Source organism: Streptomyces xantholiticus (assembly GCF_014651015.1).
GTDB lineage: Bacteria > Actinomycetota > Actinomycetes > Streptomycetales > Streptomycetaceae > Streptomyces > Streptomyces xantholiticus.
This window is the reverse complement of sequence record NZ_BMWB01000027.1, coordinates 41,185-66,327: the sequence shown is the minus strand read 5'-3', so window position 1 is coordinate 66,327 and position 25,143 is coordinate 41,185. Positions and strand designations below refer to the sequence as shown.

Here is a 25,143-nt window from a genome sequence, read left to right as displayed (position 1 = left end):
CATGCGACAGTGGGCGGATGCGAACCATCGGGCTGATCGGCGGCATGAGCTGGGAATCCAGCGCGGTGTACTACCGGCTCCTCAACGAACTCGTACGGGACCGGCTTGGGGGACTGCACTCGGCGCGGTGCGTCCTGCACTCCGTCGACTTCGCGGAGATCGAGAAGCTGCAGACGGCGGGGGAGTGGGAGCACGCGGGTGAGATCCTGGCGGAGGCTGCCAGGGGTCTGGAGGCCGCGGGCGCCGACCTGCTGCTGATCTGCACCAACACCATGCACAAGGTCGCCGGCCAGGTCGAGGCGGCCGTCCGGGTGCCGCTGCTGCACCTTGCCGACGCCACCGCCGACGCCGTGAGGGCCGATGGTCTGGGGCGCGTCGGCCTGCTGGGCACCGCGTTCACCATGGAGCAGGACTTCTACCGCGAACGCCTCGCCGGCCACGGGCTCCAGGTGCTCACGCCCGACGCCGCAGGGCGTGCGCTGGTGCACCGGGTGATCTACGAGGAACTGTGCCTCGGCGTTGTACGGGACGAGTCACGCGCCGCGTACCAGGACGTCATCGGCGAGCTGGTGGACGCCGGTGCGGAGGGCGTCGTCCTCGGCTGCACCGAGATCGAGCTGCTGATCCGGCCGGACGACAGCCCCGTCCCGGTGTTCCCCACGACGCGTTTGCACGCGGAGGCGGCTGTCGCCGCCGCACTCGCCTGAGGGGCGCACGGCGGGGCCGCACGCGCCAGAAGAAGCGTGATGCTCCCTGTCGTATCGGGATTTCGCCCGGTACCTTCCTCTTCGGGGGAGCTTGTTGAAAGCTCAAGGGGGAGACCGGGGGGTCGAGTTGAGCGATGTGCGGATCACTGTCGTGACGCCTGGGGAGCTGGGCGCGAGTCAGACGGAGACCTGGCGGGAGCTGCGGGCGCAGGGGGACGGGCCCGCGAAGCCGTTCATGGAGCCCGAGTCACCCTCGCCGTCGGCCGGGTACGGGCGCAGGCGAGGGTGGCCGTGCTGCGGGAGGGCGGGGGACCGGTCGGATTCTTCCCTAGAGCGGGGCCGTTGGGGCAGGGTCGGGCGATCGGACTCGGCGTGTCCGACCGCCAGGGGGCGGTGCTGCGGCCCGGCCTCGGGATCGACCCGCATGAGCTGCTGCGGGCCTGTTCCCTGGCCACGTGGGAGTTCGACACCCTGGAGGCCGGTCAGAAACTGTTCGAACCGGATGCGGCCGAGGGGTTCGGCTCGCCCGTCGTCGAGATCGGCGCGGGGTACGCCGCTTACGAGGAGCAACTGTGGGTCCGGTCCCCCAAGTTCCTGCGGACCACGCTCTCCAAGGAGCGCAGGCTGGGGTCGGCAGGCGGGCGCCGTGCGGTTCGTCTTCGACGAGCGCGACCCGGCCGCGCTGCGCTGGCTGATGGTCTGGAAGTCGGCCCAGTACAGCAGGACCGGCCGCCGGGACCGGTTCGCCCAGCGGTGGATCAGCGCCCTGGTGCGCCGGCTGCACGAGTCGCCCAGGGCGGCCGGCTGCCGCGGGACGCTGTCCGTGCTGTACGCCGGGAACCGGCCGGTCGCCGCGCACCTCGGGCTGCGCTCGAGCACCGTGCTGTGCTGCTGGTTCCCGGCGTACGACCCCGAGTTCGCCAAGTTCTCGCCGGGGCTGATCCTGCATCTGCGGATGGCGGAGGCGGCGGCCGGCGAGGGCATCGGACTGATGGACCTGGGGCGGGGAGCGGCCGAGTCCAAGGACGCCCTGAAGACGGGCGAACTGCGCGTCCACGAGGGCGCGACCCTGCGACCGGGCGCCCGCGCCGCGCTGTACTGGCTCGGCCGCGAACCGGTGCGCCGCGCCCACGGTTTCGTACGCGACCACCCGCGCCTGCGCAGGCGCGGCGCGCGCTGAACGGTGCGGGCCGGCTGCGGGGCGGACGCTGACGACGGCGGCCGGGAACGCCGCCGTCCCAAACGGAGAGGCCGCAGGCCCGTTTTCCGGCTCGGCGGTCTGATCGCCGTCCCGCGTTGCGGCGGCAGCCGCACACGCGGTCCCGCTTCGGGGCGGAGCGGGTCGGTGGTGCCGCCCGGCCCATCGGCAACAGCGCCGCAGCCGCAGGCATCACACCGTACGTACACCGAGGGGACACGGATGCTGAGCAGCTCGCGCAGACCCGACCCGGCCCGGCGGCCGCGGCCGCCGGCGCCGATGCGGGTGGTCCAGGTGGATCTCGACGGACCCGACGGCCCGGTCCTCGCCTTCGGCCCGGCATCCGGCGAGGGGCCGGGACCGGCGGGCCACGGCGCGAATTCAGCGCGCCCGGCGACCCCCGACACGGCGCGGAGTGCGGTAGCGGGGCCGGGGGCCTGCCCCGATTCCGGGATGTGGGTACCACCCACGCCGCCAGGCGCAGCGGGAGGGCGGGGTCGGGAAACGGCCCCGCACAGAGACGACGGCCCCCGACCGGTGGATCCTGGCCGGGACGGCGATCGGTCGGTGACACCGTGGCCAGGAGCGCGTGGCGGGCCGGCGGCCGGACCGGGTCCCAGGGGTGACGTCTTCGCGTTGGTGAGGCTGCGAGGACGGCCCGTGGCCACCGTCGTGTGCCGCGTGCCGCCCGGGCGCAACGCCGGCGACGCCGTCGCCGCTGCCGCCCGCGCGCAGCTCGCCGGCCGTGAGCCGGCCGCCCCGCCACCGCGCGGCGGCGACCTGCCGCGTACCAGCGTCGTCGTGGGCACCCGCGACGGCGCCGACCGGCTGGCCCGTACGCTCGACTCGCTGCTCGCGCAGGACCATCCGGACTTCGAGGTCGTCGTCGTGGACAACGCTCCCGTCACGGCCGCCACCCGCGACCTCGTCGAGCACAAGTACAGCGGTCTCGAGACCGTCCCCGTCCGGTACGTCCGCGAACCCGTGCCAGGTCTCGCCGCCGCCCGCAACCGGGGCGTCGCCGTCGCGGACGGCATGGTGCTCGCGTTCACCGACGACGACGTCGTCGCCGACCCGCACTGGCTCACCGCGCTGACCGCGCCCTTCGCCGACGACCCACGGCTCGGCTGTACGACCGGGCTGATCCTGCCCGCCCGGCTGCGGACGCCCGCGCAGATCCTGCTGGAGAGCCACGGCGGCTTCGCCAAGGGCTTCACTCCGCGTACGTACGATCCGCGGTGCCCGCCCGCCGACCAGTCGCTGTTCCCGTTCGCGGCGGGCAGCTTCGGCTCCGGCGCCAACATGGCGTTCCGGGCCGCCGCGCTGCGCCGCATCGGCGGCTTCGACCCGGCCACCGGCACGGGCACGCCCGCCCGTGGGGGCGACGACCTGTACGCGTTCGCCGCCGTCCTCGCGACGGGCCACCGGTTGCGTTACTCGCCGGAGGCGCTGGTGTGGCACCACCACCGGGAGACCTGGCAGGACCTGGCCGCCCAGTCGTACGGCTACGGCGCCGGCCTGACCGCGTCTCTGACCGCCCTGCTGGTCCGCCGCCCCGGCCTGCTGCCCGCGCTGCTGCGCCGGCTCCCCGCGGGCCTCGCCCACGCCCGGGCGGCCACGGCCCACCGGGAGTCAGGAACCGGCGCAGCGCCGGGGCTGCACGGGGCGCAGGAGCACCCGTGGCCGCGCCATCTGTCCCGGCTGGAACGCCTGGGGATGCTCGCCGGACCGCTCGGCTACGCACGCGCACGGCTGCGGCTGCGTGGCGCGCAGCTGCCGGACGTCGGCGCCGGGAGGCGCTGAGGATGACGGACACGATTCCCGTTCTCCTCTACCCCGCGGTCATGGACGACCCGCCCCCTGGATCGCCGAATTCACCGTCGCCCCATGGCAGTTCGCCGCCCATCTCGACACCGTCGCCGCGAGCGGCCGCACCCCGGTCACCGTCGGCACGCTCGTGGACGCGCTCACCGGCGGCGGTCCGCTTCCGGCGCGGCCGTCGTCCTCACCTTCGACGACGGCTTCGCCGACCTGCCCGGCCCGACGGCCGAGGCGCTCGCGGGCCGCCGTATGCCCGCCACCGCGTATCCCACCACCGGTGCCATCGCCCCCGGCCGGACCAGCCCGCTGCCGCCCGCGCCGATGATGACCCTGTCGCAGGCGCCGCTGCTGGAGCAGTACGGCATGGAGGTGGGCGCGCACACGGACACCCATCCGCAGCTCGACACCCTCCCGCCCTGCGCGCTCACCCAGGAACTGGCCCGTCCCAAGGCAGAGCTGGAGGACGTGCCGGGGCATCCGGTGGCTCACCTCGCCCGTCCGCACGGCTGCTACAGCCGTTCCGTCCGCGGGGCCGCGGCCGCCGCCGGCTGCGCATCGGCCGCGGCGGTGCGGCACGCGCTGAGCTCACCGGCCGACGAGCGGTACCGCGTCGCACGTCTCATCGTGCGCCGCACGCACACCGTGGCGGATGTCGAGGCGTGGATGGCCGGAGGGGGCGGTGCGCGGGTCGCGCCGTTCCCCGACGCGCTGCCGACGGTCGGCTGGCGGCTGTACCGGCGCCCCCGCGCCGGGGTGCGGGGGCGCCGGTTCGCGGGCTGAGCGAACCGCGTCCGGCTCAGCCGCGTGGCACGGTCTGGTGGTGGTCATGACCCGCCGTTCCTGCGGCGTGAGGGGTCATGTGACGGTTCCCTTCTCCGGTGGGGAGGAGGGCTCCGCCTCAGCGCGGGCGGCCGCAGCCCGGCCCGTGAGTCGCGGGCAGCAGGCGGCGAGCGTGGTCGCCGCGGCGAGCAGCATGAGCACGCGCAGGCCGCTGAAGGCGCCGGTGGCGAGCAGCGCGGTCGCGCAGACGACGGCGGCGCTCAAGCTCAGGAACAGCGTCAGTACGAGCTGCTCCAGCAGATCGGAGTCGCGGGCGAAGCCGTCGTCGTGCTCCGATGCGCGGTAGCGGCGCAGGGCGGGTGCGCAGACCCGGACGACGGCCGCACCCGGGCCGGCGAGCAGGAACGCGACGACGAGGAGCGCACGCAGCGGCGAGGCGGCCTGCAGCGCGGCGGCGGCCACCGCGCACCAGCCGACCAGGGGCGGCAGCAGCCTGAAGGCGAGCGACCGGGGTCTCATGGGGTGCCTCCTGTCGTGCGCTTGAGTTCGTGGACGACGCCCGCGCTGTTGCCGCCGATCCGCTCGAACAGCTCAGAGGCGGCGACGGACCGTTCGATGTGGCGCAGCTCCGCGGCGCCGAGCATGCCGTTCATCCCGGAGCCCGCGATCTGGCCGCGGGTGGGCAGGAAGTACACCCGGCCCGGCGGCGCCACGCCCGCCATGTGCAGACGCCGCGCCCAGATCCGGCCCGCCCGCGACCGCGGCCGAAGGCGCACGCGCCGCGGCAGTCGGGCCGACCACCGGCAGGCGCTCGACGCGGGGCGGGTGGGTCACCTGGGGGACCGCCGCACGCGGGGCGGGTCGCGCAGGACGTTCGCCGGTATGCGGGTCGGCACGCGGACGGACGCGGCCCCCGGCGGCCGGGCCGGGCGCACGCCGGAGCGGTCCAGCACGGCCGCGACCCGGTCCGCCTGCAGCGGGTCCACCGGCAGGGCGTGGCGGGCGAACCAGGCCGCGGCGGACGGGGCCGGCGACGCGTCGGTGAAACGGTCGCCCGCGTAGACGTCGAGGGGCGGATCGTAGAGGTGGCCCACGGTGATCCGGTGGCGCGCGAGCGCCGCCGCCGCGGCGTCACGGTCCTCCACCAGCAGCGGCACCCGGAACAGCGGCTGTGCGGGCCCCGGCCGTGGCGCGGCCCACGGTGTGTCCAACAACCGCTGGGTACCGGCGAGATGGGCCGCGAGCCGTTCGTCGAGCCGCAAGAGCAGCCGCTGCGTACGCCGTGACCCGACCCGGCCGGGCACGAGCCGGTAGCTGTGCATGTCCACCCGCACCCAGGAGTCGAACGCGTCGAGCGACGGCGTCGGCGCGAGCGCCCGGGCGAGTTCTTCCGGCCTCAGCGCCATCCGGATGTCCGTGCGTTCCTCGAACCCGAGCAGTCGCAGTGCCGCCCTGGCCGCACCGGTCAGCCGCAGGCCCCGCACGGCGGCCTCGGCGTACGGACGCAGGCCGTGCACCAGCTCCGCCGACAGTCGCGAGGGCGTGAGCAGTTCGTCCCTGGCCCGCGCGAGCTCCTCCCGTGCCGCCGGGTCGGCGACCGTGAGGAACCCGCCCGTACCGGCGCCGGTGTGCTTGGAGAGGCTGAAGACGGACGCGTCACCGAAGCTGCCGACCGGCCGCCCCGCCACCACCGTGCCGATGGCGTGCGCCGCGTCCTCCAGGAGCGGGATGCCCAACCGGTCGCAGCGGGCACGCAGTTCCGGGGCGGGGTCCGGGTTGCCGTACAGGTTGGTGGTGAGGACGGCGGACAGGCCGTCCCACACGGAATCCGGGACGGCCGTGGTGTCGATGGTCCCGTCGTCCGCCCGTAACGGTGCCTGTACGGGCCGCAGCCCGGCCGCGAGCACCACGAAGAAAATGACGTCGTCGTTGACCGGCGACATCAGCACCCGGCCGCCGGGCGGGCACCAGTGTCGCAGCGCGACGTAGAGCCCGAGACGGCATGACGGCACGTACAGGCAATCCCTGCCCAGGCGACGCCGCATCAGCTCTTCGAGCGGTGCGTACGCCTGTGGGCAGCCCTCCCCAAGAGCCATGTGTTTCCCCCCACTTGCTCCTGGGCCAATGTGGACCAATCAGGACTGCCCCGTCAATAACGAGGAAGGGCCCATTCCTTGACGGAATGGGCCCTTCCGAGGCCGGTGCAGCAGCAGGCACCTGAAGCGGTCCCGGTTCACTCCTCGAGCGTCAGTCCCTTGCGGAGCCTGTTCAGCGTGCGGGACAGCAGCCTGGAGACGTGCATCTGAGAGATGCCGAGTTCTTCGCCGATCTCCGCCTGCGTCATGTTGGCGACGAACCGGAGGGACAGGATCTGGCGGTCCCGCGGCGGCAGGCCCGCGATCATCGGCTTGAGCGACTCGACGTACTCGATGCCCTCGAGCCCGTGGTCCTCGTAGCCGATGCGGTGGGCGAGGGCGCCCTCGGACTCGTCGTCCTCCGGCTGGGCGTCCAGCGAGCTCGCCGTGTACGCGTTGCTCGCGGCCATGCCTTCGACGACCTCGTCCCTGCCGATGTCGAGCCGCTGGGCGAGCTCGTCGACGGTGGGCGCGCGGTCCAGCTGCTGGGACAGCTCGTCGCCGGCCTTCGCGAGGTCCAGCCGCAGCTCCTGCAGGCGGCGCGGCACCCGCACCGACCAGCTGGTGTCGCGGAAGAAGCGCTTGATCTCGCCGATGATGGTCGGCATCGCGAAGGTGGGGAACTCGACGCCGCGGCTGAGTTCGAAGCGGTCGATCGCCTTGATCAGGCCGATCGTGCCGACCTGGACGATGTCCTCCATCGGTTCGCTGCGGGTACGGAACCGGGAGGCGGCGAACTTGACCAGCGCGAGGTTCAGTTCGACGAGCGTGTTGCGGACGTACGCGTACTCGTGCGTGCCCTCCTCGAGGGACACGAGGCGTGCGAAGAGCGTCTTGGACAGTTCTCGCGCGTCCAGCGCTCCTACTTCTTCGAACGGCGGGATCTCGGGAAGGCCTTCCAGGCCCTGCGGCTCCGCGACCGTCTCGTCGGTGGGAGTGGACAGTGTCGACGGCGCGTGGGGGGTACGCGTTTCGTCGAGCCGGGGTGACATGGTCTCCTCCATCGTTCTCGGCATATGGCTGCCGAAGCCCATACATGCTGCTGCGGTGAGCGGCGCCTCCAAAGCCGGCCGTGTTGGTTGTGTCCCTACTAGCCCTACCGGGTCGGCCACGACGATCGCAAGTGGCGTATCTTTACTTTGTCCGTATTGTCGGTTGGTTCGGCTACCGGAGGGCCCCAGGATGGGCGTAGGGTTCGACGGGCGTCAGCGCTGTCCGTCGACGGTGTCTGATGTGAGGCAGGACACGGTGGACGACGCAGTGAACGACACGGCGAAAAGGGACGGCATGGACCGTGAGACGGTCGGCAGCGTGAATCGGGGCCGGCTTCAGGTCGACGTTCGGACCGAGGGGCGCAGCGAGATTGTGAAACCGGCGGGTGAGCTCGATCACCACACCGCCGACCTGCTGCGGGTGCCCTTGGAGGAGGCGGTGGAGCAAGGCCGTGTACGACTGGTCATCGACTGCTCACAGCTGGAGTTCTGTGATTCCACCGGGCTCAACGTCCTGCTCGGCGCCCGGCTGAAGGCCGAGGCGGGCGGGGGAGGGGTCCATCTGGCCGGGATGCTGCCCGTGGTGGCACGAGTCTTCGAGATCACCGGTGCGGACGCGGTCTTCACCGTGCACGACTCCCTCGAGGACGCCCTGGTCCACTGACGGACCGGCCCGTGTTGCCCGCGTCACGCGGACCGTGTCGACCAAGTGGGTGTTGTCACGATTCGGTCGGGCAGGAGAACCCCGCAGAACGTTGAACGCCCAGCACTCTCTGCGTATGGAAACTGCTTAGTTGAACCATGGCGAACTGGTGAAACGGTGAATCGGTGAGGTGAAGCGCTGATGAGCACCACCCGGCAGCAACAGCCGGGCGACCTCGGCCCCGAGCCGGGTGGCGCCGGCGCGGCACCGGCCGTACCCGTCCCGGCGTCCCTGGGTGTGCCCGGGGGTGCCGTGCGCAGTCTTGCCCTGGGCGCGGCCAGCGGCATCGTTCCGCTCGCCCGTGACTTCACGCGGCAGGCGCTCCACGACTGGGGATGGCTGCCCGCCGCGACGGCCGACCGAAGGGCCGCCGCCGAGGACGTGCTCCTCGTCGTCTCCGAACTGGTCACCAACGCCTGTCTGCACGCCGAGGGCCCGGAGGAACTGCGTGTCGGCTGCGACGGCAAGGTGCTGCGGCTCGAGGTCGCCGACCGCGGAGCCGGGCACCCCTCGCCGCGCACACCGCACCGCGCGGGGCGGCCCGGAGGGCACGGCATGTTCATCGTCCAGCGGCTCTGCATGGACTGGGGGGTCGTGCGTACCCCCGGCTCGCCGGGCAAGACGGTGTGGGCGGAGCTCGCCGCGCCCGCGTGAGCACCGTTTGAATCTCTTGTGGAGCACGTCGATACGGCGTGCTCTTTGTCTTCCCTCCCCACGGCCTCCGGCGTACCTTGAGCGCCCGATCTGATGTGTCGTCAGTTACCGTTGCGGCCGAGGGGACCGACGTGTCGTACCAGAAACGAACAGCTCTCGCGCTGGCAGCAGCGGTGGCGGGCCCGGTGGTGCTGATGAGCGCCCCCACCGCGCAGGCGGCCGTCGTGGACGTCGACTACCAGTGCCAGACCCCGATCGGCCCGAAGGGCGCGGTCTCGCCGATCGACATCAAGGCCGTGAAGAGCGGCAGCGCGTACAAGCTCACGATGTCCTTCCAGAAGGGCGTCTCCTCCAGCCCGGTCGAGCTGGGCAAGGGCGCCATGAATCCGAGCGCGGTCATCGAACTCGGCGGCGCGGAGACCGGGAAGGTGCAGGTGTCCGGCCCGCCCAATGCGGCGGCCGTCCCTGCGGAGACGCCGATCAGGATCAGCGACCTATCGGGTACGTACACCCCGAAGAAGAGCGGCAAGGTCACCTTCACTGCGGGCGTGCTGACGATCAAGGCCCTCGGTACGACCACGACCTGCACACCGAAGAACAGCCCCCGGCCCTCCCTCGAGCTGGACGTCACCGCGGTGGGCGGCACCAGCGGCACCGATTCCTCGGAACTGCCGCAGACCGGCCCGCTGGACTCGGCCATGGCGCTCGGCACGCTCGGCGGAACGGTTCTGCTGGCCGGGGCGGCCGGTGTGCTGTGGCTGACGCGGCGCGGTAGCGCGCACGGTGGTACGTCCGACGGCCGGGCCGCGGGCTGACCCGTGCGGGCCGCGCTCGCGCTCGTACTCGCCCTTGCCGTGCCGCCCACGGCCGGCTGGGAGCCGGGGCGTGAGTACGTGTATCTGGAAGGCAGCCCCGGCATGGTGCTCGAGGACCGCGTTCTTGTCATGAACCGGGGCTCGCAGCCGCTCACCGTGGGGCTGCGTGCCTCCCGCGCCCCGACGCCGTGGATCGCCCTCGCGGTCGACGAGGTGACGATCCCGGCCCGCACCCGGGCGGAGGTCCCCTTCACGGTGACCGTTCCCGCGGACACGCCCCCCGGCGAACGGACGGCCACGATCACGACGTCGGCCGGCGGCCGGTCGGAGCCGATCCGGATCCATCTGCGCGTGAGCGGCCCGAAGGTCCCGGCGCTCACGGTCGAGGACGTGTCCTACTCCGGCGGATCCGTCCGCTACACGCTCGTCAACCGCGGCAACACGCCCCTGTCGCCGCGCGTGTCCCTCCACACCGACGGTCTCCTCAGCGCCCCCACCACATACCCGCCCCGCGAACTGGACCCGCTTGACCCCGCGCGCCGGGTCTCGCTCACCGAGCGCTGGGACGCTCCGACGCTGGACGCCGTCGACCTCCGCCTGAACATCACGGCGGCAGGCGGCGTGCACGCGGAGTCGACGCTGTCGAAGACCTTCGTCCCCTGGCCGGCCCTGCTTCCGCTCCTCCTGCTCCTGCCCGCCCCTCTGTGGTTCCGCCGCCGCCGCGCCAAGAGAGCAGGAGGCTGACGATGCCCCCCTTGTCCCTGTCCGCCCCCGCCCCGCGCCGCCGCGCGGTGCCCATCGCGCACCGCGCCGCGCCGGGCCTGCGCCGCCTGGCGACTGCCTGGTGGCCGGCTCCGGGGGCAGTCGTCGCCCTGTCCGCGCCCGTCTCGCGCTGCCCGGCTGGCGCCTGGCCGGCGCTGAGGCGACTCGTCGCCCCGTCCGTGCCCGGCCCGCACAGCCTGGCCACTGGCTGTGCGACGCCCGCCCCGGGCGCGCCCGGGGCGAGCCACCCGACCGCTCGGGTGTCCCGCCGGCTGCGGCGCCGGACTGCCTGGCCGCCGCCGGACGCCCGCCTTGGGGCCGCCCCGGCCGTGGGTGCCCGGCGCGAAGCTGCCTGGGCGGGGGGATGGGGGGAGAAGCCCCCACGGAGACCGGGGGCCCGGGGGCCCGCCCGCGGTTCCGGGGAGGGGTGGGGTGGGGGAAGGGCTGCCCGCCGCGCCCTGACCGCCGTCGCCGCCGCCCTGTTCCTGCTGCCGGCCACCACCCCAGCTCTCGCCGCCCCGTCCGCCCCCGACGTGAAACTCTCCGCTCCGCAGGCCGGCAAGGGCGGCGACCTCTCCGTCAGCGGCACCCACTGGCGGCCCGGCACACTCCTCATGCTCCTCGTCTGCGGCCGGGCCACCCCCGCCACGGGCGTGATCGGCGGCACCAACTCCTGCGCCAACGCGGACGGCCGCGCCGTCACCACCGACTCGGCGGGCTCGTTCACCAGCAAGGTCCCGGTGGCCGAGCCGCCCGTTCCGTGTCCCTGCGTCGTGCACGTCGCCACCGTCACGGGCGAACAGCAGCTCGTCGACGTCGAGTTCGTGGTGGCCGGGCACCCGACCGCGCCGCTTCCGGAGCAGACCGGCGGCGGGAGACTCGCGATGCTCACCACGACCCGGCTCGAGGGCGACTCGGGCCTGCTCGTGTTCTTCGGTGCCCCGCCCACCCGGACCTTCGGGTTCACCGTCGGCAACCTCGGCACCGCCCCCGTCCGGGATCCGGTGTTCCAGATCGGCACCGCGCACGGCGTGTTCGCCCCGCAGTGGGAGGAGCAGCAGTGGCGCGGCACGATCAGGCCCGGAGAGAAGGCCCGCATCGAGTTGCCCGTGCAGCTCTCGGCCGGCGCGCACGGCGACTACTCGATCTCCGTGAAGTACGGCAACAAGGTCCTGGCGGAGCAGCCCTGGGGTGTGCCGATGCCCTGGGGCGTGACGGTCTTCCGGGTGTTGCTCGCGCTCGTCGTACCGGCCGCCGTGTTCCGTATCGGCATGGCGGTCGTCGACAAGGTACGGCCCCCCAAACCGCGCCACGCCCGCTCCACCCCCGCACCAACACCCTCACCGGCAACGGCACGGAACGAAACACCACCGCAAGTCCCTGACTCCGCACCGTCAGAGAGCCGATCCACGACGAAGGGACATTCGTGAGTACGCAACGGAGGATGAGCGCGGCCGGGGTCGCGCTGATGCTCGGCGGCGCGGGGATCCTGCTGGCCGCGAGCCCCGCCCAGGCCGCCGAGGTCTCGTACGCGACGGAGTGCATCCCGCCGCCCATCTCCGGCCTGCCGCCCGTGCAGGGCACCACCAAGGTGCAGATCACCGCGCCCGCGGAGGCGAAGGTCGGGGACGAGGTCGAGGTGGTGTGGAAGACCGTCCAGGCCGCCTCGAAGAACCCGGACGTGCTGGACCTGCAGAAGGACACGGTCAAGCCGACCGGCACGATCACGCTGGGCGGCGCGGCGAGCGGCGAGCTGAAGATGGAGGGCCCGCGTCAGAACCCGCCGATACCGAAGAACAGTCCGATGATCCTGCCCGACATGAAGGGCACCCTGAAGCTGGAGAAGGCCGGCGAGGTGACGCTGACGCCGGGCGCGTACGGCATCAACGTCTCGAAGCCGATCTCGACGGACACCAGGTGCTCGCCGAAGGAGACGATCCAGGCCGGCGCGAGGATCAAGGTGAAGGACGGCGGAGGCGGCACCTCCGGCGGTACGAGTTCGGGGGGCACGACGTCCGGCGGTACGACCTCCGGCGGCAGCAACGGCGGTACGACGTCCGGCGGCAGCAACGGTGGTACCACCTCCGGCGGCACGACGTCCGGCGGAACCACCTCCTCCGGCGGCACCACCGGCGGCGGCGACCCCGCCCCGACCGACTTCCAGGGCAAGGAGGTCGAGGTCGCGTACGCCTGCAAGACCCCGATCGGTGACAAGAACGCCGTCTCCCCGGTCCGTATCGACGCCAGGAAGAACGGCGGGAACTACGACCTGACCGTGAAGTTCTCCAAGTCCGTGATGGACAGCCCTGCCGATATTCCGGCCGACTCCGTCGAGCCCTCGATGGAGGTCGAGCTGGGCGGGGCCGACAAGGGCTTCGTCCATGTCGAGGGCCCGACCAACAAGGAGCCCATCAAGTCCGGCGACCCCATCGACATCCCCGACCTGACGGGCACATACAAGCCCGGCGCGTCCGGCAGGGCGACGCTCAGCCCCGGCGTGCTGACGGTCAAGGCGCTGGGCACGACCACGACCTGCACCCCGCCCGCCGACGTGCCGGTCTCCCTGGAGCTCGACACGGCGGCCCAGCCGGGCGGCGCGCCGGGCGGCACGAGCACCGGTGGCGGCACCGCATCCGGCGGAACGTCGGGCGGAACGGGCGGAACCGGCGGCACCTCCGGCGGCCTCGCCGAGACCGGCGCCGAGGACACCGGCGACCTCCACGCCCTGGCCCTCGTCGCCGGCACGGTGATCCTGCTCGGCGGCGCGGTGTTCACCTTCACCCCGTGGCAGCGTCTGCGCGGCACCCGCTGACGGACCGGCCAACGGCAAAGGGCCCGCCGCACCGAACCCGGTGCGGCGGCCCTCCGAGGCCTGCGGAGCGCGGCGCGTCAGTGCACGTCGCCCATGAGCGCCTGGACCTTCTTGCGGTACATGTAGATCGCCAGACCCGCGGCGACCGCCAGCGTCGCCTGCATGGCGATGATCCCGGTCCCGTTGAGGTCTACGCCCGCGATGGACAGCAGACCCGTGGTGCAGTCACCGGCGGTGACGGCGAGGAACCAGACACCCATCATCTGGCTGGCGTACTTCTGCGGTGCCATCTTGGTGGTGACCGAGAGACCGACCGGGGACAGGCACAGCTCACCGATGGTCTGGATCATGTAGATCGAGACGAGCCACATCGGGGAGACCTTGGTGCCGTCACCCGCCATGCCCATCGGCACGACGAAGACGAAGAACGAGGCGCCCACCAGCACCAGGCCCATCGCGAACTTCACGATGGTGTTCGGCTCCTGGTTCCTACGGGCCAGCCACAGCCACAGCCAGGCGAAGACCGGTGCAAGCGCCATGACGAACAGCGGGTTCAGCGACTGGTACCAGGTGGCGGAGAAGTCGAAGCCGAGCACGGAGCCGGCTGTCTTGTCGTCCGCGAACAGGGACAGCGTCGAACCGCCCTGGTCGTAGATCATCCAGAAGATGGCGGCGGCGACGAAGAACCAGACGTATCCGTTCACCTTGGACTGCTCGGAGCCGGTCAGCTCCTTGTCGCGCTTGATGCGGACGATGACGGCGATCGGGATGACCAGACCGGCGAGGGTCAGCGGCACCAGCGCCCAGTTCAGGGTGTACATGCCCAGGGCGACCACGGCGGCGTAGAAGACGGCGACGAGCGCGACGGCCGCGACGACCTTGACCAGGACGCTGTTGCGCTCCTGCGGCGTCAGCGGGTTGGGCACCTCGCTGCTCTTCGGGCTCAGATGGCGGGTGAAGAACAGGAACTGGACGAGACCGAGGCCCATGCCGACCGCGGCGAGCGCGAAGCCGAGGTGCCAGTTGTATTCCTTGCCGACCGTGCCGATGACGAGCGGGGCGACGAAGGCACCCAGGTTGATGCCGATGTAGAAGAGCGTGAAGCCGCCGTCGCGACGCGGGTCGTCGGGCCCGTCGTAGAGGTGGCCCACCATCGTGGAGATGTTGGCTTTCAGCAGGCCGGAGCCGACGGCGACCAGGGCCAGACCGACGAAGAACATCGCCTGGCCGGGCAGGGCCAGCGACAGGTGACCGAGCATGATCACGGTGGCGGCGATGGTCACGGTCTTGCGGGCGCCCCAGACGCGGTCACCGAACCAGCCGCCGGGCATGGCCATCAGGTAGACCATCGACAGGTACACCGAGTAGATGGCCGTGGCCGTGGCCGCGGTCATCGCAAGGCCGCCGCCCTGGCTGCCGGTAGCGGCGTCGGCGCCGCCCGAGACCAGGTAGTACACGAGAAGGGCGCGCATGCCGTAGTAGCTGAAGCGCTCCCACATCTCCGTCAGGAAGAGAGTGGCCAGGCCGCGGGGGTGGCCGAAGAAGGTCTTCTCGCTGCCAGGGGTACTGGAGGAGTCCTTCGTCAGGCTGGACGCCATGGTCGATCCTTGTTTGCTCGGGACGCGGTGCTTCGTGAGCGGTACGCGCCCGGTGGGGGGAGGCCGGCACCGGTACGGCGGTCCACCCCCACGCCTCTCGGGGGCTCCTCCGTGGGATTCGGAGGCTGGAACGGTCCGCACCGGGATCCACGCCCCGGACGCTGTCTCGCACCCGGAGCCCGGCCAACAGGTCATTCACTGCGTCAGGTCGGGCTCGAAACGGATGGAGCGGTACCGAGCCGACCTTTGCACAGAAAAGAGACCTCTGGTGCGCATGGCAGCCAAAGGTCCCTGAGTTGTACTACAGGCGTCTCGCCACCATACGCCATGACAGTGCGGCATATGAAGGGACTTGAGGTTCGGATCACAGGTGAATAGGGGGCAGTATCACCTGAATCGAAGGTGCTCCTCAGGATCCCATCCCACAGCTGCAAGCCCTCACGATCAAGCCACGAGGGCGGCCCCCCGCGGACTACCATCACCCCATGACCCGTGTACTGCTCGCCGAGGACGACGCATCCATCTCGGAACCGCTGGCCCGCGCCCTGCGCCGGGAGGGATACGAGGTGGAGGTACGCGAGGACGGCCCGACCGCGCTCGACGCGGGACTGGCGGGCGGTGTGGATCTGGTCGTGCTGGATCTCGGGCTGCCCGACATGGACGGTCTGGAGGTCGCCCGCCGGCTGCGCGCCGAGGGGCACACGATCCCGATCCTGGTGCTCACCGCACGAGCCGACGAGGTGGACACCGTTGTCGGTCTCGACGCGGGCGCCGACGACTACGTCACCAAGCCGTTCCGCCTCGCCGAACTGCTGGCCCGGGTCCGGGCCCTGCTGCGGCGCGGCGCCACCGAGCCCACCCCGGCGCCCGCCACGCACGGCGTCCGGATCGACGTCGAGTCGCACCGTGCCTGGATGGGTGACGAGGAACTGCAGCTGACGGCGAAGGAGTTCGACCTGTTGCGCGTCCTGGTGAGGGACGCCGGCCGGGTCGTCACCCGTGAGCAGCTGATGCGCGAGGTCTGGGACACCACCTGGTGGTCGTCCACCAAGACCCTCGACATGCACATCTCCTGGCTGCGCAAGAAGCTCGGCGACGACGCCGCGAACCCCCGCTACATCGCCACCGTCCGCGGCGTCGGCTTCCGCTTCGAGAAGTCCTGACACCCAGGAAACCCGGGCACCATGCGCCGCCGTCTGATCACTTCCACGCTCGCCGTGGTTCTCGTCGTCATCGCCGTCTTCGGCGTGTCCCTCGTGCTCGTCGAGACCCGCACCATCACCAGCAGCGCCCAGGAGAGCGTGGACTCCGACGCCCTGCGCCTGGTCAGCATCGTCGAGAGCCGGCTTGTCGGTGGCGAGCCGGTCAACCCGGACATCCTCGCCGAGCAGGGAGACATCACCCGCCACGCCGTGATCCGCATTCCCGGCCGGGGCCCCATCGAGATCGGTGAGCCGCCCTCCGGCAGCGTCATCCGCGGCACGGCGGAGGGCGAGCCGAACATCACGGTCACCGTGGAGGAGTCCCACTCGTCGGTGACCCGCGAGGTGGGCCGGTCCCTGCTGATCATCGGCGCGGTCGCGCTGCTCGCCGTCGTCGCGGCCGTGCTGCTCGCCGTACGGCAGGCCAACCGGCTCGGCTCACCGCTCACCGACCTCGCGGAGACCGCGGAACGACTGGGCTCCGGCGACCCGCGGCCCCGCCACCGCCGATACGGCGTGCCCGAGCTGGACCGGGTCGCCGATGTGCTCGACGCCAGCGCCGAGCGGATCGCCCGGATGCTGACCGCGGAGCGGCGGCTTGCGGCGGACGCCTCGCACCAGCTCCGTACGCCGCTGACCGCGCTGTCCATGCGGCTGGAGGAGATCACGGTCACCGAGGACCTGGAGACCGTGAAGGAGGAGGCGAGTATCGCCCTCACCCAGGTGGAACGGCTCACGGACGTCGTCCAGCGGCTGTTGACGAACTCGCGCGACCCGCGAACCGGCTCTGCCGTCGTGTTCGACCTGGACGAGGTGGTCAAGCAGCAGCTCGAGGAGTGGCGCCCGGTCTGCCGGAGCGCCGGCCGGGCCATCGTCTGCTCGGGCCGTCAGGGGATGCGGGCGGTCGGCACGCCCGGCGCGGTGGCCCAGGTGCTCGCGGCGCTGATCGAGAACTCGCTCATGCACGGCGGCGGCACCATCGCCGTGCGCACCAGGGTCACCGGCAACCAGGCGGTGGTGGAGGTGACGGACGAAGGGCCCGGCGTGTCGGCCGATCTCGGGGCGCGGATCTTCGAGCGGGCCATCAGCGGCCGCAACTCGACCGGCATCGGACTGGCGGTCGCGCGGGACCTGGCGGAGGCGGACGGCGGCCGGCTGGAACTGCTCCAGCTGCATCCGCCGGTCTTCGCGCTCTTCCTGAGCCGGGTGGCCAAGAAACGCAAGGACGAGAAGCCGACGGTCAGATGATCCCCGGTGTCAGCGGCCGACGCGGTCCCGCACCGGCTCCGGCCGGCGCTGCTCGAGGACCGATGCGGCGTTCTGCGCGACGTCCCGCGCGGGCAGCGCCCGGAACACCCAGGTGCGGTACGACCAGAACCGGAACAGCGTCGCGACGCCGATCCCGAGGAACTTGAAGATGTTGCTCTGCAGCGGGGTGTCCCAGCCGAAGCCGTACGTGGCCGTGTAGAGGACACCGTTCTCGATCACCAGGCCGACGGCGCTGAACAGCAGGAACAGTGTCAGCTCACGGGTGCGGCCGCTCTTGTCGCGATCCCGGTAGGTGAAGTAGCGGAAGCCCACGTAGTTGAAGGCGATCGCCACGATCGTGGCCAGGATCGAGGCCCGTACGACCGGGATCTCGGTGAGGTGCCGTACGAGATTGAAGACCGCGAGATTGACCAGCAGCCCCGCCCCGCCGACCGCGCCGAACTTGGCCACCTCCCGGATGAGCTGGTGCAGCTGCCCGCGCAGCCTTCCGCCTCGTTCACTCATAGTGAGAGCCCAGCCTCATCAGATCGGCATGTGTCGTCTCCGTCATGCTAACCAGCGGCTCTCTGCGCTGCCTGTGGGCGATGAGAACGGCGGGACGCATGGTGCGGAGGATTGTCGGAACATACGGAAGCAAGGGCCCGCCGACTGGGCGGATACCCTAGGAGAGTGACGTTCCCGGTAGTCGGCATGGTCGGCGGCGGTCAGCTCGCCCGCATGACCCATGAGGCGGGTATCCCCCTCGGCCTGAAGTTCAAGCTCCTCAGTGACACCCCTCAGGACTCCGCGGCCCAGGTGGTGAGCGATGTCGTCGTCGGCGACCATCGCGACCTGGACACGCTCCTCGAGTTCGCGCGCGGCTGTGACGTGATCACTTTCGACCACGAGCATGTGCCGTACGAGCACCTGCGCGCCCTGGAGGCGCAGGGCATCAACGTCCGGCCCGGGCCCGACGCCCTGGTGCACGCCCAGAACAAGGGTGTGATGCGCGCCAAGCTCATGGAGATCGGCGTCCCCTGCCCGCGCCACCGCATCGTGGCCGACCCGGCCGACGCGGCGGCGTTCGCCGAGGAGGTCGGGGGCTTCCCGGTCATCCTGAAGACGGTCCAGGGCGGCTACGACGGCAAGGGCGTCTGGTTCGTCCGCAGCGAAGACGACGCGGCGGACCCCTTCAAGGCGGGCGTCCAGGTCCTCGCGGAGGAGAAGGTCGACTTCCGGCGCGAGCTCGCGGCGAACATCGTCCGCTCCCCGCACGGCCAGGCCGTCGCCTACCCCGTCGTCGAGTCGCGGCAGGTCGACGGTGTCTGCGACACCGTGATCGCGCCCGCGCCGGATCTCGACCCCGATCTGGCGGGCCAGGCGCAGGAGCTCGCGCTGCGCATCGCCAAGGAGCTCGGTGTCGTCGGCCATCTCGCCGTCGAGCTGTTCGAGACGACCGACGGCCGCATCCTCGTCAACGAACTCGCGATGCGCCCCCACAACTCCGGCCACTGGACCCAGGACGGCGCGGTCACCTCGCAGTTCGCCAATCACGTCCGTGCCGTGCTGGACCTGCCGCTGGGCGATCCCCGCCCGCGTGCAAGGTGGACTGTCATGTGCAATGTTCTGGGCGGCGACTACCCGGACATGTATGCGGCTTATCTGCACTGCATGGCCAGGGACCCGCAGCTCAAGATCCATATGTATGGCAAGGACGTGAAGCCCGGCCGCAAGGTGGGGCACGTCAACACATACGGCGACGACCTGGCCGACGCACTCGAACGCGCCCGCCACGCCGCCGGCTACCTCCGAGGGACGATCGCCGAGTGAGCAACATGAACAGCACGAGCCCGGTCGTCGGCATCGTCATGGGGTCCGACTCGGACTGGCCCGTCATGGAGGCGGCCGCACAGGCGCTCGACGAGTTCGAGATCGCGTACGAGGTCGACGTGGTCTCCGCGCACCGTATGCCGCGCGAGATGGTGGCGTACGGCGAGGGGGCCGCGGACCGCGGCCTCAAGGCGATCATCGCTGGCGCCGGGGGAGCGGCCCACCTGCCGGGCATGCTCGCCTCCGTCACGCCGCTGCCGGTCATCGGCGTCCCGGTCCCCCTGAAGTACCTCGACGGCATGGACTCCCTGCTGTCCATCGTGCAGATGCCGGCCGGCGTGCCCGTCGCCACCGTCTCCGTCGGCGGCGCGCGCAACGCCGGGCTGCTGGCCGCCCGGATCCTCGCCACGCAGGACGCCGAGCTGTTCGCCCGTATGACGGAGTTCCAGCAGGAGCTGAACGACCAGGCCACCGAGAAGGGGAAGCGGCTGCGCGCCAAGGTCGCGGGTGCGGAGTCCTTCGGCTTCGGGAAGTAGGGCGCCGGGAAGTAAGAGTCAATGGACACCCCCACGGATCATCTCCAGCGGGCCCGCGAGCTGCTCGCCGCCCACCCCGTCGTCGACGGCCACAACGACCTGCCATGGGCGCTGCGGGAGCACGTCCGGTACGACCTCGACCGCATGGACATCGGGGCGGACCAGAAGGGCCGGCTGCACACCGACATCCCGCGGCTGCGCAGCGGCGGTGTCGGTGCCCAGTTCTGGTCCGTCTACGTCCGCAGCGACATGGCGGGCGACACGGCGGTGAGCGCGACCCTGGAACAGATCGACATCGTCGACCAGCTCCTCGAGCGCTACCCCGCCGACCTGGCGCGCGCCCTGAGCGCGGAGGACATGGAGATCGCCCGCGACGAGGGCAGGATCGCCTCGCTCATGGGTGCCGAGGGCGGCCACTCCATCAACAACTCGCTCGCCACCCTGCGCGCCCTCTACGCCCTGGGCGTGCGCTACATGACGCTCACGCACAACGACAACATCGCCTGGGCGGACTCCGCGACCGACGAGCCCCGCGTCGGCGGCCTCTCGGCCTTCGGTCACGAGGTCGTCCGCGAGATGAACCGCATCGGCATGCTCGTCGACCTCTCGCACGTCGCGGAGACGACGATGCGCCATGCGCTCGCCACCTCCGTCGCGCCGGTGATCTTCTCGCACTCGTCGTCGCGGGCGGTCTGCGACCACCCGCGCAACATCCCCGACGACGTGCTGGCCCTGCTGCCCGCCAACGGCGGCGTGGCCATGGCGACGTTCGTGCCGAAGTTCATCCTCCCCGCGGCCGTCGAGTGGACCCACGCCGCGGACGAGAACATGCGCGCCCACGGCCTGCACCATCTGGACACCACGGCCGAGGCGATGAAGATCCACGAGGCGTTCGAGGCGGCGAACCCACGGCCGGTCCCCACCGCCGCAACGGTCGCCGACCACCTCGACCACATGCGCGAGGTCGCCGGCATCGACCACATCGGCATCGGCGGCGACTTCGACGGGACGGCCTTCACCCCGGCCGGCCTGGAGGACGTCGCCGGTTACCCGAACCTGATCGCGGAGCTGCTGCGCCGCGGCTGGTCGGATGCCGACCTGGCGAAGCTGACCTGGCAGAACGCGGTCCGTGCGCTGCGGGCCGCCGAGGACGTGGCCGCCGACCTGCAGACCACCCGCGGCCCGTCCAACGTGACGATCGGCGAGCTCGACACGGTCTGAGCCGCCCCGGGGTACGCGGCTCCCTGGCCGCGTACCCCGAACGCCCCACCCGCCGAGACCCCCCTCTGCTCCCGTGCCACGGTTGGCGTAACGGCACATGTCGGCGAACCGGAGCAGCACATGGCAGATCCGCAGAACGCCTCGCCCGTCACCACCGTCGACCTGGGCGACCTCGACGACCTCGACGACGACCTCGACGCGCTCGCGGCCGCCGCGACGGAGCCGCCGCCCGACCCGGAGCTCGCGGCCGCCGCGACGGAGCCGCCGCCGGATCCGGAGCCCGCGGCCCCCGCGATCCCTCCTGTCGAGCCGCTCGCCCGTGCCAAGGAGCTCCTGCGCAGCCATCCGCTGATCGACGGTTACAACGGTCTCGCTCCCGTGCTGCGGAGCATGCACTGGTACGACCTCGAAGCCGGCGAGAGCCTGCTGGAGACCGACGTCCCCCGGCTGCGGCGGGGCGGGATCGGCGCGCAGTTCTGGTCCCTTCAGGAAACCGCCGACAGGGCCGACGCCCCCTCGCTCGGCGCGACGCTGGAACTGATCGACCTGGTACGGGCCACGGTGGCCGTGTGCCCCGAGGGCCTACGGCTCGCACTCAGCGCCGACGACGTCGTCGACACCCGCAACTGCGGGCGGATCTCCGTACTCCTCGGCCCGATGGCGGGCCCGGCGCTCGGCGACTCGCTCGCCGCCCTGCGCGCCATGTACACACTCGGCGTCCGCAGCGTGTCCCTCGCGGGCAGCCGCTGGACGCGGAACAGCGGTCTCACGCCCTTCGGCCATGAGATGGTCCGCGAGATGAACCGGCTCGGCGTCCTCGTGGACCTCTCCGGCTGCTCGCCCGACACCATGCGCCGCACCTTCGGCGTCACCAGGGCCCCGGTGCTCCTCTCGCACCAGGTCGAGCCGCTGCCCGACGACGTACTGCGTGGGCTGCGGACGAACAACGGCGTCTGCATGGTGATGTGCACGCCCGGCACGCTCGCCGAGACCGCCGACCGACTGGACCGCATCCGCGAGATCGCCGGGCCCGGGTCCGTCGCGCTCAGCGGCGCCCACGACACGGGCGCCGCGCACGCGGCCGGGCTGCAGGACGTCTCCTGTATGCCACGGATGATCGCCGAGCTCCTCGAACGAGGCTGGCCCGAATCGGATATCACCAACCTGACCTGGTCGAACGTGGCCCGGGTGCTGCGCGGCACCGAGTTCGCCGCCCGCGCCGCCCGGCCGCGCCGGGCGCCCTCACGGGTGACGATCGGCGCGCTGGACCTCTGACGCGGGCGGCCCGCTCAGGAGGCGCAAAGACAGAACGGATGCCCCGCCGGGTCCGCGTACACCCGGAACGACCGCTTGCGGTCCTCCGTGTCGAGCACGCGTGCCCCCAGCGCGAGCACCTCGGCCTCCGCGGCATCCAGGTCCTCGACCATCACATCCACATGGAACTGCTGGGACTTCTCGGCCGACGGCCAGCTCGGCGGTACGAACCCGGGCGCCGCCTGGAACGCGAGCTCCGCACCGTCCGCCCCTTTGAGATTCACCCAACCCTCGCCGTCGTCCTCGACCGTCCCGCCGACGAGCTCGGCGTAGAAGCGGGCGAGGGCGACGGGCTCGGGACAGTCCAGTACGACGGCTCCGACTTTGCCGATGCTCATGCTTCCTCCTCGTTGGTTACCGGTATCCCCTCTCAACCGGTAACGCGGTTACCGCATGCTCCCGCATAACAGGTAACGTCGCAAGCATGAATGACAGGGCGCCCGCACCCGGGGGCCTCGCGCTGATCGAGGCACTGGTCAACACGCTGAACATCGAGACCGGCGTGGACTCCCTGGACACGCCGGATGCCCGTGAGCGCTTCGCGCTCACCCCGCCCGACCTCCCTGCCGCGCGCGACCTCAGGGAGGCGCTTCGCGCCGCCTGCCTGGCACACGCCGGCCACGGCACGTCGACCGAGCTCGACGCGCTCCTCGCCGACGCCCCGCTGCGCGTGGCCATCGCCCCCGACGGCTCGGCCACGGTCCGCGCCACCGGCCCGCACACGCTTCTCGCCCGCGTCGCCGAAGCCATCGCCGCCGCCACGGCCGACGGCACCTGGACCCGTCTCAAGGCGTGCCAGGCGGCGGACTGCCACTGGGCGTACTACGACCGCAGCCCCGCGCGCCGCAGCCGCTGGTGCTCCATGTCCGTCTGCGGCGCCCGCACCAAAATGCGCACCTACCGCGCCCGCCATACGCCCTGACGCTGCGCCACCCACATGGGCTGCGCCCGCCGGGCGGCGTGCGGTGGGTGCCCGCTACCGCCGCGCGGGCCCTCTTGGCGCCTGCGGCGCGAGCGCGCCGTTCCGCCCGCCCTCGCTCTCGTGCGTGTGCGGCGCGAGCTCGCGGTCCTGCCGCAGCCCCGCCCGCTCGCGCCTGCGCCGCGAAGCTCCCGCCGGGTCCGTGGCGGCACGAGCCCGCCGTCCTGCCGCAGCCCGCCCCGTTGCGCCTGCGGCGCGGAGCTGCCGTTCCGGGGTCCGTGGGGCGTCAGCCCTACCGGCCCGGTCGCGACGACTGCGGTCTGTCCGGCGGATCTTGCCGAGCCCGCCGCCGGAAACGGCTGGAATCTCCCCCAGGGGGAGGTCCTACCGTCCTGACCGACCGCACACACGATGCATCGAAAGAGGTCTGTCATGACGACGTTTCTGCTGGTCCCGGGGCTTTTCATGGGTGGCTGGGCCTGGGAGGCGGTGGCCGCCGAGCTGACCACGCAAGGGCACCGGGCGCTTCCGGTCACCTTGCCCGGCATGGCCGAGCGGGCGGGGGAGGACCCCGCCGGCGTCGGGCTGGGCGAGCACACCGACGCCGTGGCGGCGCTGCTCGACGCGGAGGGCCCGGGGATTGTGCTGGTGGCGCACAGCTACGGCATCTTCCCCGCCCTCGCGGCGGCCGACCGGCACCCCGGACAGGTCGCCCGGGTGGTGTTCGTGGACACCGGCTTCCCGGAGCCGGGTGAGTCGGTGGTGGCGCAGATGCCGCAGCTCGGCCTGCTGGACCGCGCCCTCGGCGGCGTCATCCCGGTGCCCGAGGAGATCCCGGCGGTGCATGCCGTCCCGCCGGCGGAGCTGGAGCGCTACCACCGCCTGGCCACCCCGCACCCGGTCCGGACCGTCACGGAGCCGATCGAGCTGACCGGCGCCTGGCTCAAGCTCCCGACCACCGGGGTGTTCTGCCTCGCGAACGGCCTCAGCCTGGAGTTCGCCCGCACGCTGCACGGCACCGGCCAGCCGCGGTTCGCCAAGCTCGCCGAGCCCGGAGTCACCTTCTTCGAACTGGCCACCGGCCACTACCCGATGCTCTCGACCCCGGTGGAGCTGGCCGACGTCCTGGTGCGCGCGACGGCCGGCGAGGGCCTCGGCCTGTACGAGGGCTGACCGTCCGCCGGCCAGGGGCTGGTGACCGTATGGGTCACCCACTTCAGCGGGGGCGGTGCTCGACGTGATCGCCCGGTTGACGCGCCGGCTCGGGGCCACGGTCGTGTTTCAGGAGGGTGTCGCCCTGATCCTCGAGGGCGGACGGTTGGACGACCTGCCGGGGGATCTTCGAATGGCTGCGGAGGTCATCGACTTCTCCGGTGCCGCGATCCAGGCGGCGATCGACCGCGTCTGAGCCGGGCCCCGGTCAGTTCCTGGGCCAGAGGCGGATCGCGGCTGGGGTCACGGTCCCGTGGAAGACGAATGCGCGCTTGTCGTAGCGCGTCGCCACGGCCCTTGAGTGCTTGAGCTGGTTGATCGTGCGCTCGACCTCGTTGCGCCGCTTGCACGTCTCCTTCTCGAAGCTGGCGGGCCGAGCGCCTCGGCTGCCCCGGCGCCGGCGGTCGGCACGCTGATCCGTTGGTTCGGGGATGGTGTGCTTGATCTGGCGGCTACGCAGGTAACGCCGGTTCCGGCGGGTGCTGTAGGCCTTATCGCCACTGGGATCATCTGTGGGCTGTCGACCCACTGGCCGGGTGTGATCAGCAGGGCCGGCGGTCGAGGTCAGCCTTCGCCCGCGAGGTGGATTTTGCAGGTCAGACCGCCGCGGGAGCGTGCGAGTCCTTCGTCGGGGCGGTGCTGCCGAGGCGTTGATCCTCAGCAAGCCGCGGGTGCGCCTCGCTA

25 protein-coding genes and 2 pseudogenes are annotated in these 25,143 nt (G+C 71.8%); 19 read left to right on the top strand and 8 right to left on the bottom strand.

The annotated features are described in order from the left end of the window. The first annotated feature begins 17 nt into the window (after window positions 1–17). From IE198_RS29555 to IE198_RS29540, 4 genes and pseudogenes are all read left to right on the top strand, one after another. Window positions 18–707, top strand: a complete 690-nt coding sequence (locus IE198_RS29555; protein WP_189892092.1) for an aspartate/glutamate racemase family protein — start codon at window positions 18–20, stop codon at window positions 705–707. Between the two features lie 136 nt (window positions 708–843). Continuing rightward, window positions 844–1,919 (top strand): annotated as a pseudogene (locus IE198_RS29550) (GNAT family N-acetyltransferase). A gap of 439 nt (window positions 1,920–2,358) precedes the next feature. Then, a complete protein-coding gene (locus IE198_RS29545) occupies window positions 2,359–3,708 on the top strand; it encodes a glycosyltransferase family 2 protein (protein ID WP_189892090.1) in 1,350 nt (449 codons plus the stop codon). A gap of 84 nt (window positions 3,709–3,792) precedes the next feature. Then, window positions 3,793–4,506, top strand: a complete 714-nt coding sequence (locus tag IE198_RS29540) for a polysaccharide deacetylase family protein (protein ID WP_308426869.1) — start codon at window positions 3,793–3,795, stop codon at window positions 4,504–4,506. A 75-nt stretch (window positions 4,507–4,581) separates the two neighbouring features. Here IE198_RS29540 and IE198_RS29535 read toward each other — a convergent pair whose 3' ends face one another. From IE198_RS29535 to IE198_RS29520, 4 genes are all read right to left on the bottom strand, one after another. After that, window positions 4,582–5,025, bottom strand: a complete 444-nt coding sequence (locus IE198_RS29535; RefSeq protein ID WP_189892088.1) for a DUF8471 domain-containing protein — start codon at window positions 5,023–5,025, stop codon at window positions 4,582–4,584. Beyond that, on the bottom strand, window positions 5,022–5,228 hold the full coding sequence (locus IE198_RS29530) for a hypothetical protein (RefSeq protein WP_189892086.1): 207 nt from the start codon (window positions 5,226–5,228) through the stop codon (window positions 5,022–5,024). The genes IE198_RS29535 and IE198_RS29530 overlap by 4 nt, the downstream gene beginning before the upstream one ends. A 108-nt stretch (window positions 5,229–5,336) precedes the next feature. After that, complete coding sequence (locus tag IE198_RS29525) at window positions 5,337–6,551, bottom strand: DegT/DnrJ/EryC1/StrS family aminotransferase (protein ID WP_189892138.1); 1,215 nt, start codon at window positions 6,549–6,551, stop codon at window positions 5,337–5,339. A 188-nt stretch (window positions 6,552–6,739) separates the two neighbouring features. Continuing rightward, entirely contained in the window at window positions 6,740–7,645 is a 906-nt protein-coding gene (locus IE198_RS29520) for an RNA polymerase sigma factor SigF (RefSeq protein WP_229834458.1), read from the bottom strand. Window positions 7,646–7,928: 283 nt separating this feature from the next. Between IE198_RS29520 and IE198_RS29515 the strand changes: the two genes are divergently transcribed. From IE198_RS29515 to IE198_RS29490, 6 genes are all read left to right on the top strand, one after another. After that, a complete protein-coding gene (locus IE198_RS29515) occupies window positions 7,929–8,297 on the top strand; it encodes an STAS domain-containing protein (RefSeq protein ID WP_100111151.1) in 369 nt (122 codons plus the stop codon). Window positions 8,298–8,477: 180 nt separating this feature from the next. Then, entirely contained in the window at window positions 8,478–8,990 is a 513-nt protein-coding gene (locus IE198_RS29510) for an ATP-binding protein (RefSeq protein ID WP_189892083.1), read from the top strand. A 131-nt stretch (window positions 8,991–9,121) separates the two neighbouring features. Then, complete coding sequence (locus tag IE198_RS29505; RefSeq protein ID WP_189892081.1) at window positions 9,122–9,805, top strand: peptidase; 684 nt, start codon at window positions 9,122–9,124, stop codon at window positions 9,803–9,805. A 3-nt stretch (window positions 9,806–9,808) separates the two neighbouring features. Next, a complete protein-coding gene (locus tag IE198_RS29500) occupies window positions 9,809–10,549 on the top strand; it encodes a COG1470 family protein (protein ID WP_189892079.1) in 741 nt (246 codons plus the stop codon). Window positions 10,550–11,025: 476 nt separating this feature from the next. Then, complete coding sequence (locus IE198_RS29495) at window positions 11,026–11,997, top strand: hypothetical protein (RefSeq protein ID WP_189892134.1); 972 nt, start codon at window positions 11,026–11,028, stop codon at window positions 11,995–11,997. A 14-nt stretch (window positions 11,998–12,011) separates the two neighbouring features. Continuing rightward, on the top strand, window positions 12,012–13,379 hold the full coding sequence (locus tag IE198_RS29490) for a hypothetical protein (protein ID WP_189892077.1): 1,368 nt from the start codon (window positions 12,012–12,014) through the stop codon (window positions 13,377–13,379). Between the two features lie 77 nt (window positions 13,380–13,456). On the opposite strand, the gene IE198_RS29485 is transcribed toward IE198_RS29490, so the two are convergent. Then, complete coding sequence (locus IE198_RS29485) at window positions 13,457–14,977, bottom strand: peptide MFS transporter (RefSeq protein ID WP_189892075.1); 1,521 nt, start codon at window positions 14,975–14,977, stop codon at window positions 13,457–13,459. Window positions 14,978–15,462: 485 nt separating this feature from the next. Here IE198_RS29485 and IE198_RS29480 point away from each other — a divergent pair, with 485 nt between their 5' ends. Beyond that, complete coding sequence (locus IE198_RS29480) at window positions 15,463–16,140, top strand: response regulator transcription factor (protein WP_100107454.1); 678 nt, start codon at window positions 15,463–15,465, stop codon at window positions 16,138–16,140. A 21-nt stretch (window positions 16,141–16,161) separates the two neighbouring features. Continuing rightward, on the top strand, window positions 16,162–17,427 hold the full coding sequence (locus IE198_RS29475; RefSeq protein ID WP_189892073.1) for a sensor histidine kinase: 1,266 nt from the start codon (window positions 16,162–16,164) through the stop codon (window positions 17,425–17,427). 9 nt (window positions 17,428–17,436) lie between these two features. On the opposite strand, the gene IE198_RS29470 is transcribed toward IE198_RS29475, so the two are convergent. Continuing rightward, window positions 17,437–17,952, bottom strand: a complete 516-nt coding sequence (locus tag IE198_RS29470; protein ID WP_189892071.1) for a GtrA family protein — start codon at window positions 17,950–17,952, stop codon at window positions 17,437–17,439. A gap of 165 nt (window positions 17,953–18,117) precedes the next feature. Here IE198_RS29470 and IE198_RS29465 point away from each other — a divergent pair, with 165 nt between their 5' ends. The 4 genes from IE198_RS29465 (at window position 18,118) to IE198_RS29450 (ending at window position 22,289) form a co-directional block, all read left to right on the top strand. Then, window positions 18,118–19,257 carry a 5-(carboxyamino)imidazole ribonucleotide synthase gene (locus tag IE198_RS29465; RefSeq protein ID WP_189892068.1) on the top strand — a complete coding sequence of 380 codons (1,140 nt, stop codon included), beginning with the start codon at window positions 18,118–18,120 and terminating at the stop codon, window positions 19,255–19,257. Window positions 19,258–19,262: 5 nt separating this feature from the next. Continuing rightward, window positions 19,263–19,793 carry a 5-(carboxyamino)imidazole ribonucleotide mutase gene (purE, locus tag IE198_RS29460; protein WP_189892132.1) on the top strand — a complete coding sequence of 177 codons (531 nt, stop codon included), beginning with the start codon at window positions 19,263–19,265 and terminating at the stop codon, window positions 19,791–19,793. 21 nt (window positions 19,794–19,814) lie between these two features. After that, window positions 19,815–21,014, top strand: coding sequence for a dipeptidase (locus IE198_RS29455; protein WP_189892066.1), 1,200 nt, complete (start codon window positions 19,815–19,817; stop codon window positions 21,012–21,014). A gap of 120 nt (window positions 21,015–21,134) precedes the next feature. Then, window positions 21,135–22,289 carry a membrane dipeptidase gene (locus tag IE198_RS29450; RefSeq protein ID WP_189892064.1) on the top strand — a complete coding sequence of 385 codons (1,155 nt, stop codon included), beginning with the start codon at window positions 21,135–21,137 and terminating at the stop codon, window positions 22,287–22,289. Window positions 22,290–22,303: 14 nt separating this feature from the next. Here IE198_RS29450 and IE198_RS29445 read toward each other — a convergent pair whose 3' ends face one another. Next, window positions 22,304–22,666, bottom strand: a complete 363-nt coding sequence (locus IE198_RS29445; protein ID WP_189892063.1) for a VOC family protein — start codon at window positions 22,664–22,666, stop codon at window positions 22,304–22,306. Window positions 22,667–22,752: 86 nt separating this feature from the next. Here IE198_RS29445 and IE198_RS29440 point away from each other — a divergent pair, with 86 nt between their 5' ends. The 3 genes from IE198_RS29440 (at window position 22,753) to IE198_RS29430 (ending at window position 24,655) form a co-directional block, all read left to right on the top strand. Then, on the top strand, window positions 22,753–23,250 hold the full coding sequence (locus IE198_RS29440; RefSeq protein WP_189892061.1) for a CGNR zinc finger domain-containing protein: 498 nt from the start codon (window positions 22,753–22,755) through the stop codon (window positions 23,248–23,250). A 429-nt stretch (window positions 23,251–23,679) separates the two neighbouring features. Continuing rightward, on the top strand, window positions 23,680–24,420 hold the full coding sequence (locus IE198_RS29435) for an alpha/beta fold hydrolase (protein WP_189892059.1): 741 nt from the start codon (window positions 23,680–23,682) through the stop codon (window positions 24,418–24,420). Between the two features lie 55 nt (window positions 24,421–24,475). After that, complete coding sequence (locus IE198_RS29430) at window positions 24,476–24,655, top strand: hypothetical protein (protein WP_189892057.1); 180 nt, start codon at window positions 24,476–24,478, stop codon at window positions 24,653–24,655. 12 nt (window positions 24,656–24,667) lie between these two features. Here IE198_RS29430 and IE198_RS29425 read toward each other — a convergent pair. Beyond that, window positions 24,668–25,110: pseudogene (locus IE198_RS29425) on the bottom strand (transposase family protein); the annotation flags it as partial. Between the last annotated feature and the right edge of the window lie 33 nt (window positions 25,111–25,143).

Bases quoted from the DNA above. Each gene is read 5' to 3' on its own strand.
- IE198_RS29555 (WP_189892092.1), top strand. From the start codon at position 18: ATGCGAACCATCGGGCTGATCGGCGGCATGAGCTGGGAATCCAGCGCG.
- IE198_RS29545 (WP_189892090.1), top strand. From the start codon at position 2,359: ATGTGGGTACCACCCACGCCGCCAGGCGCAGCGGGAGGGCGGGGTCGG.
- IE198_RS29540 (WP_308426869.1), top strand. From the start codon at position 3,793: ATGGCAGTTCGCCGCCCATCTCGACACCGTCGCCGCGAGCGGCCGCAC.
- IE198_RS29535 (WP_189892088.1), bottom strand. From the start codon at position 5,025: ATGAGACCCCGGTCGCTCGCCTTCAGGCTGCTGCCGCCCCTGGTCGGC.
- IE198_RS29530 (WP_189892086.1), bottom strand. From the start codon at position 5,228: ATGGCGGGCGTGGCGCCGCCGGGCCGGGTGTACTTCCTGCCCACCCGC.
- IE198_RS29525 (WP_189892138.1), bottom strand. From the start codon at position 6,551: ATGCGGCGTCGCCTGGGCAGGGATTGCCTGTACGTGCCGTCATGCCGT.
- IE198_RS29520 (WP_229834458.1), bottom strand. From the start codon at position 7,645: ATGGAGGAGACCATGTCACCCCGGCTCGACGAAACGCGTACCCCCCAC.
- IE198_RS29515 (WP_100111151.1), top strand. From the start codon at position 7,929: ATGGACCGTGAGACGGTCGGCAGCGTGAATCGGGGCCGGCTTCAGGTC.
- IE198_RS29510 (WP_189892083.1), top strand. From the start codon at position 8,478: ATGAGCACCACCCGGCAGCAACAGCCGGGCGACCTCGGCCCCGAGCCG.
- IE198_RS29490 (WP_189892077.1), top strand. From the start codon at position 12,012: ATGAGCGCGGCCGGGGTCGCGCTGATGCTCGGCGGCGCGGGGATCCTG.
- IE198_RS29485 (WP_189892075.1), bottom strand. From the start codon at position 14,977: ATGGCGTCCAGCCTGACGAAGGACTCCTCCAGTACCCCTGGCAGCGAG.
- IE198_RS29480 (WP_100107454.1), top strand. From the start codon at position 15,463: ATGACCCGTGTACTGCTCGCCGAGGACGACGCATCCATCTCGGAACCG.
- IE198_RS29475 (WP_189892073.1), top strand. From the start codon at position 16,162: ATGCGCCGCCGTCTGATCACTTCCACGCTCGCCGTGGTTCTCGTCGTC.
- IE198_RS29470 (WP_189892071.1), bottom strand. From the start codon at position 17,952: ATGAGTGAACGAGGCGGAAGGCTGCGCGGGCAGCTGCACCAGCTCATC.
- purE (WP_189892132.1), top strand. From the start codon at position 19,263: ATGAACAGCACGAGCCCGGTCGTCGGCATCGTCATGGGGTCCGACTCG.
- IE198_RS29455 (WP_189892066.1), top strand. From the start codon at position 19,815: ATGGACACCCCCACGGATCATCTCCAGCGGGCCCGCGAGCTGCTCGCC.
- IE198_RS29450 (WP_189892064.1), top strand. From the start codon at position 21,135: ATGGCAGATCCGCAGAACGCCTCGCCCGTCACCACCGTCGACCTGGGC.
- IE198_RS29445 (WP_189892063.1), bottom strand. From the start codon at position 22,666: ATGAGCATCGGCAAAGTCGGAGCCGTCGTACTGGACTGTCCCGAGCCC.
- IE198_RS29440 (WP_189892061.1), top strand. From the start codon at position 22,753: ATGAATGACAGGGCGCCCGCACCCGGGGGCCTCGCGCTGATCGAGGCA.
- IE198_RS29435 (WP_189892059.1), top strand. From the start codon at position 23,680: ATGACGACGTTTCTGCTGGTCCCGGGGCTTTTCATGGGTGGCTGGGCC.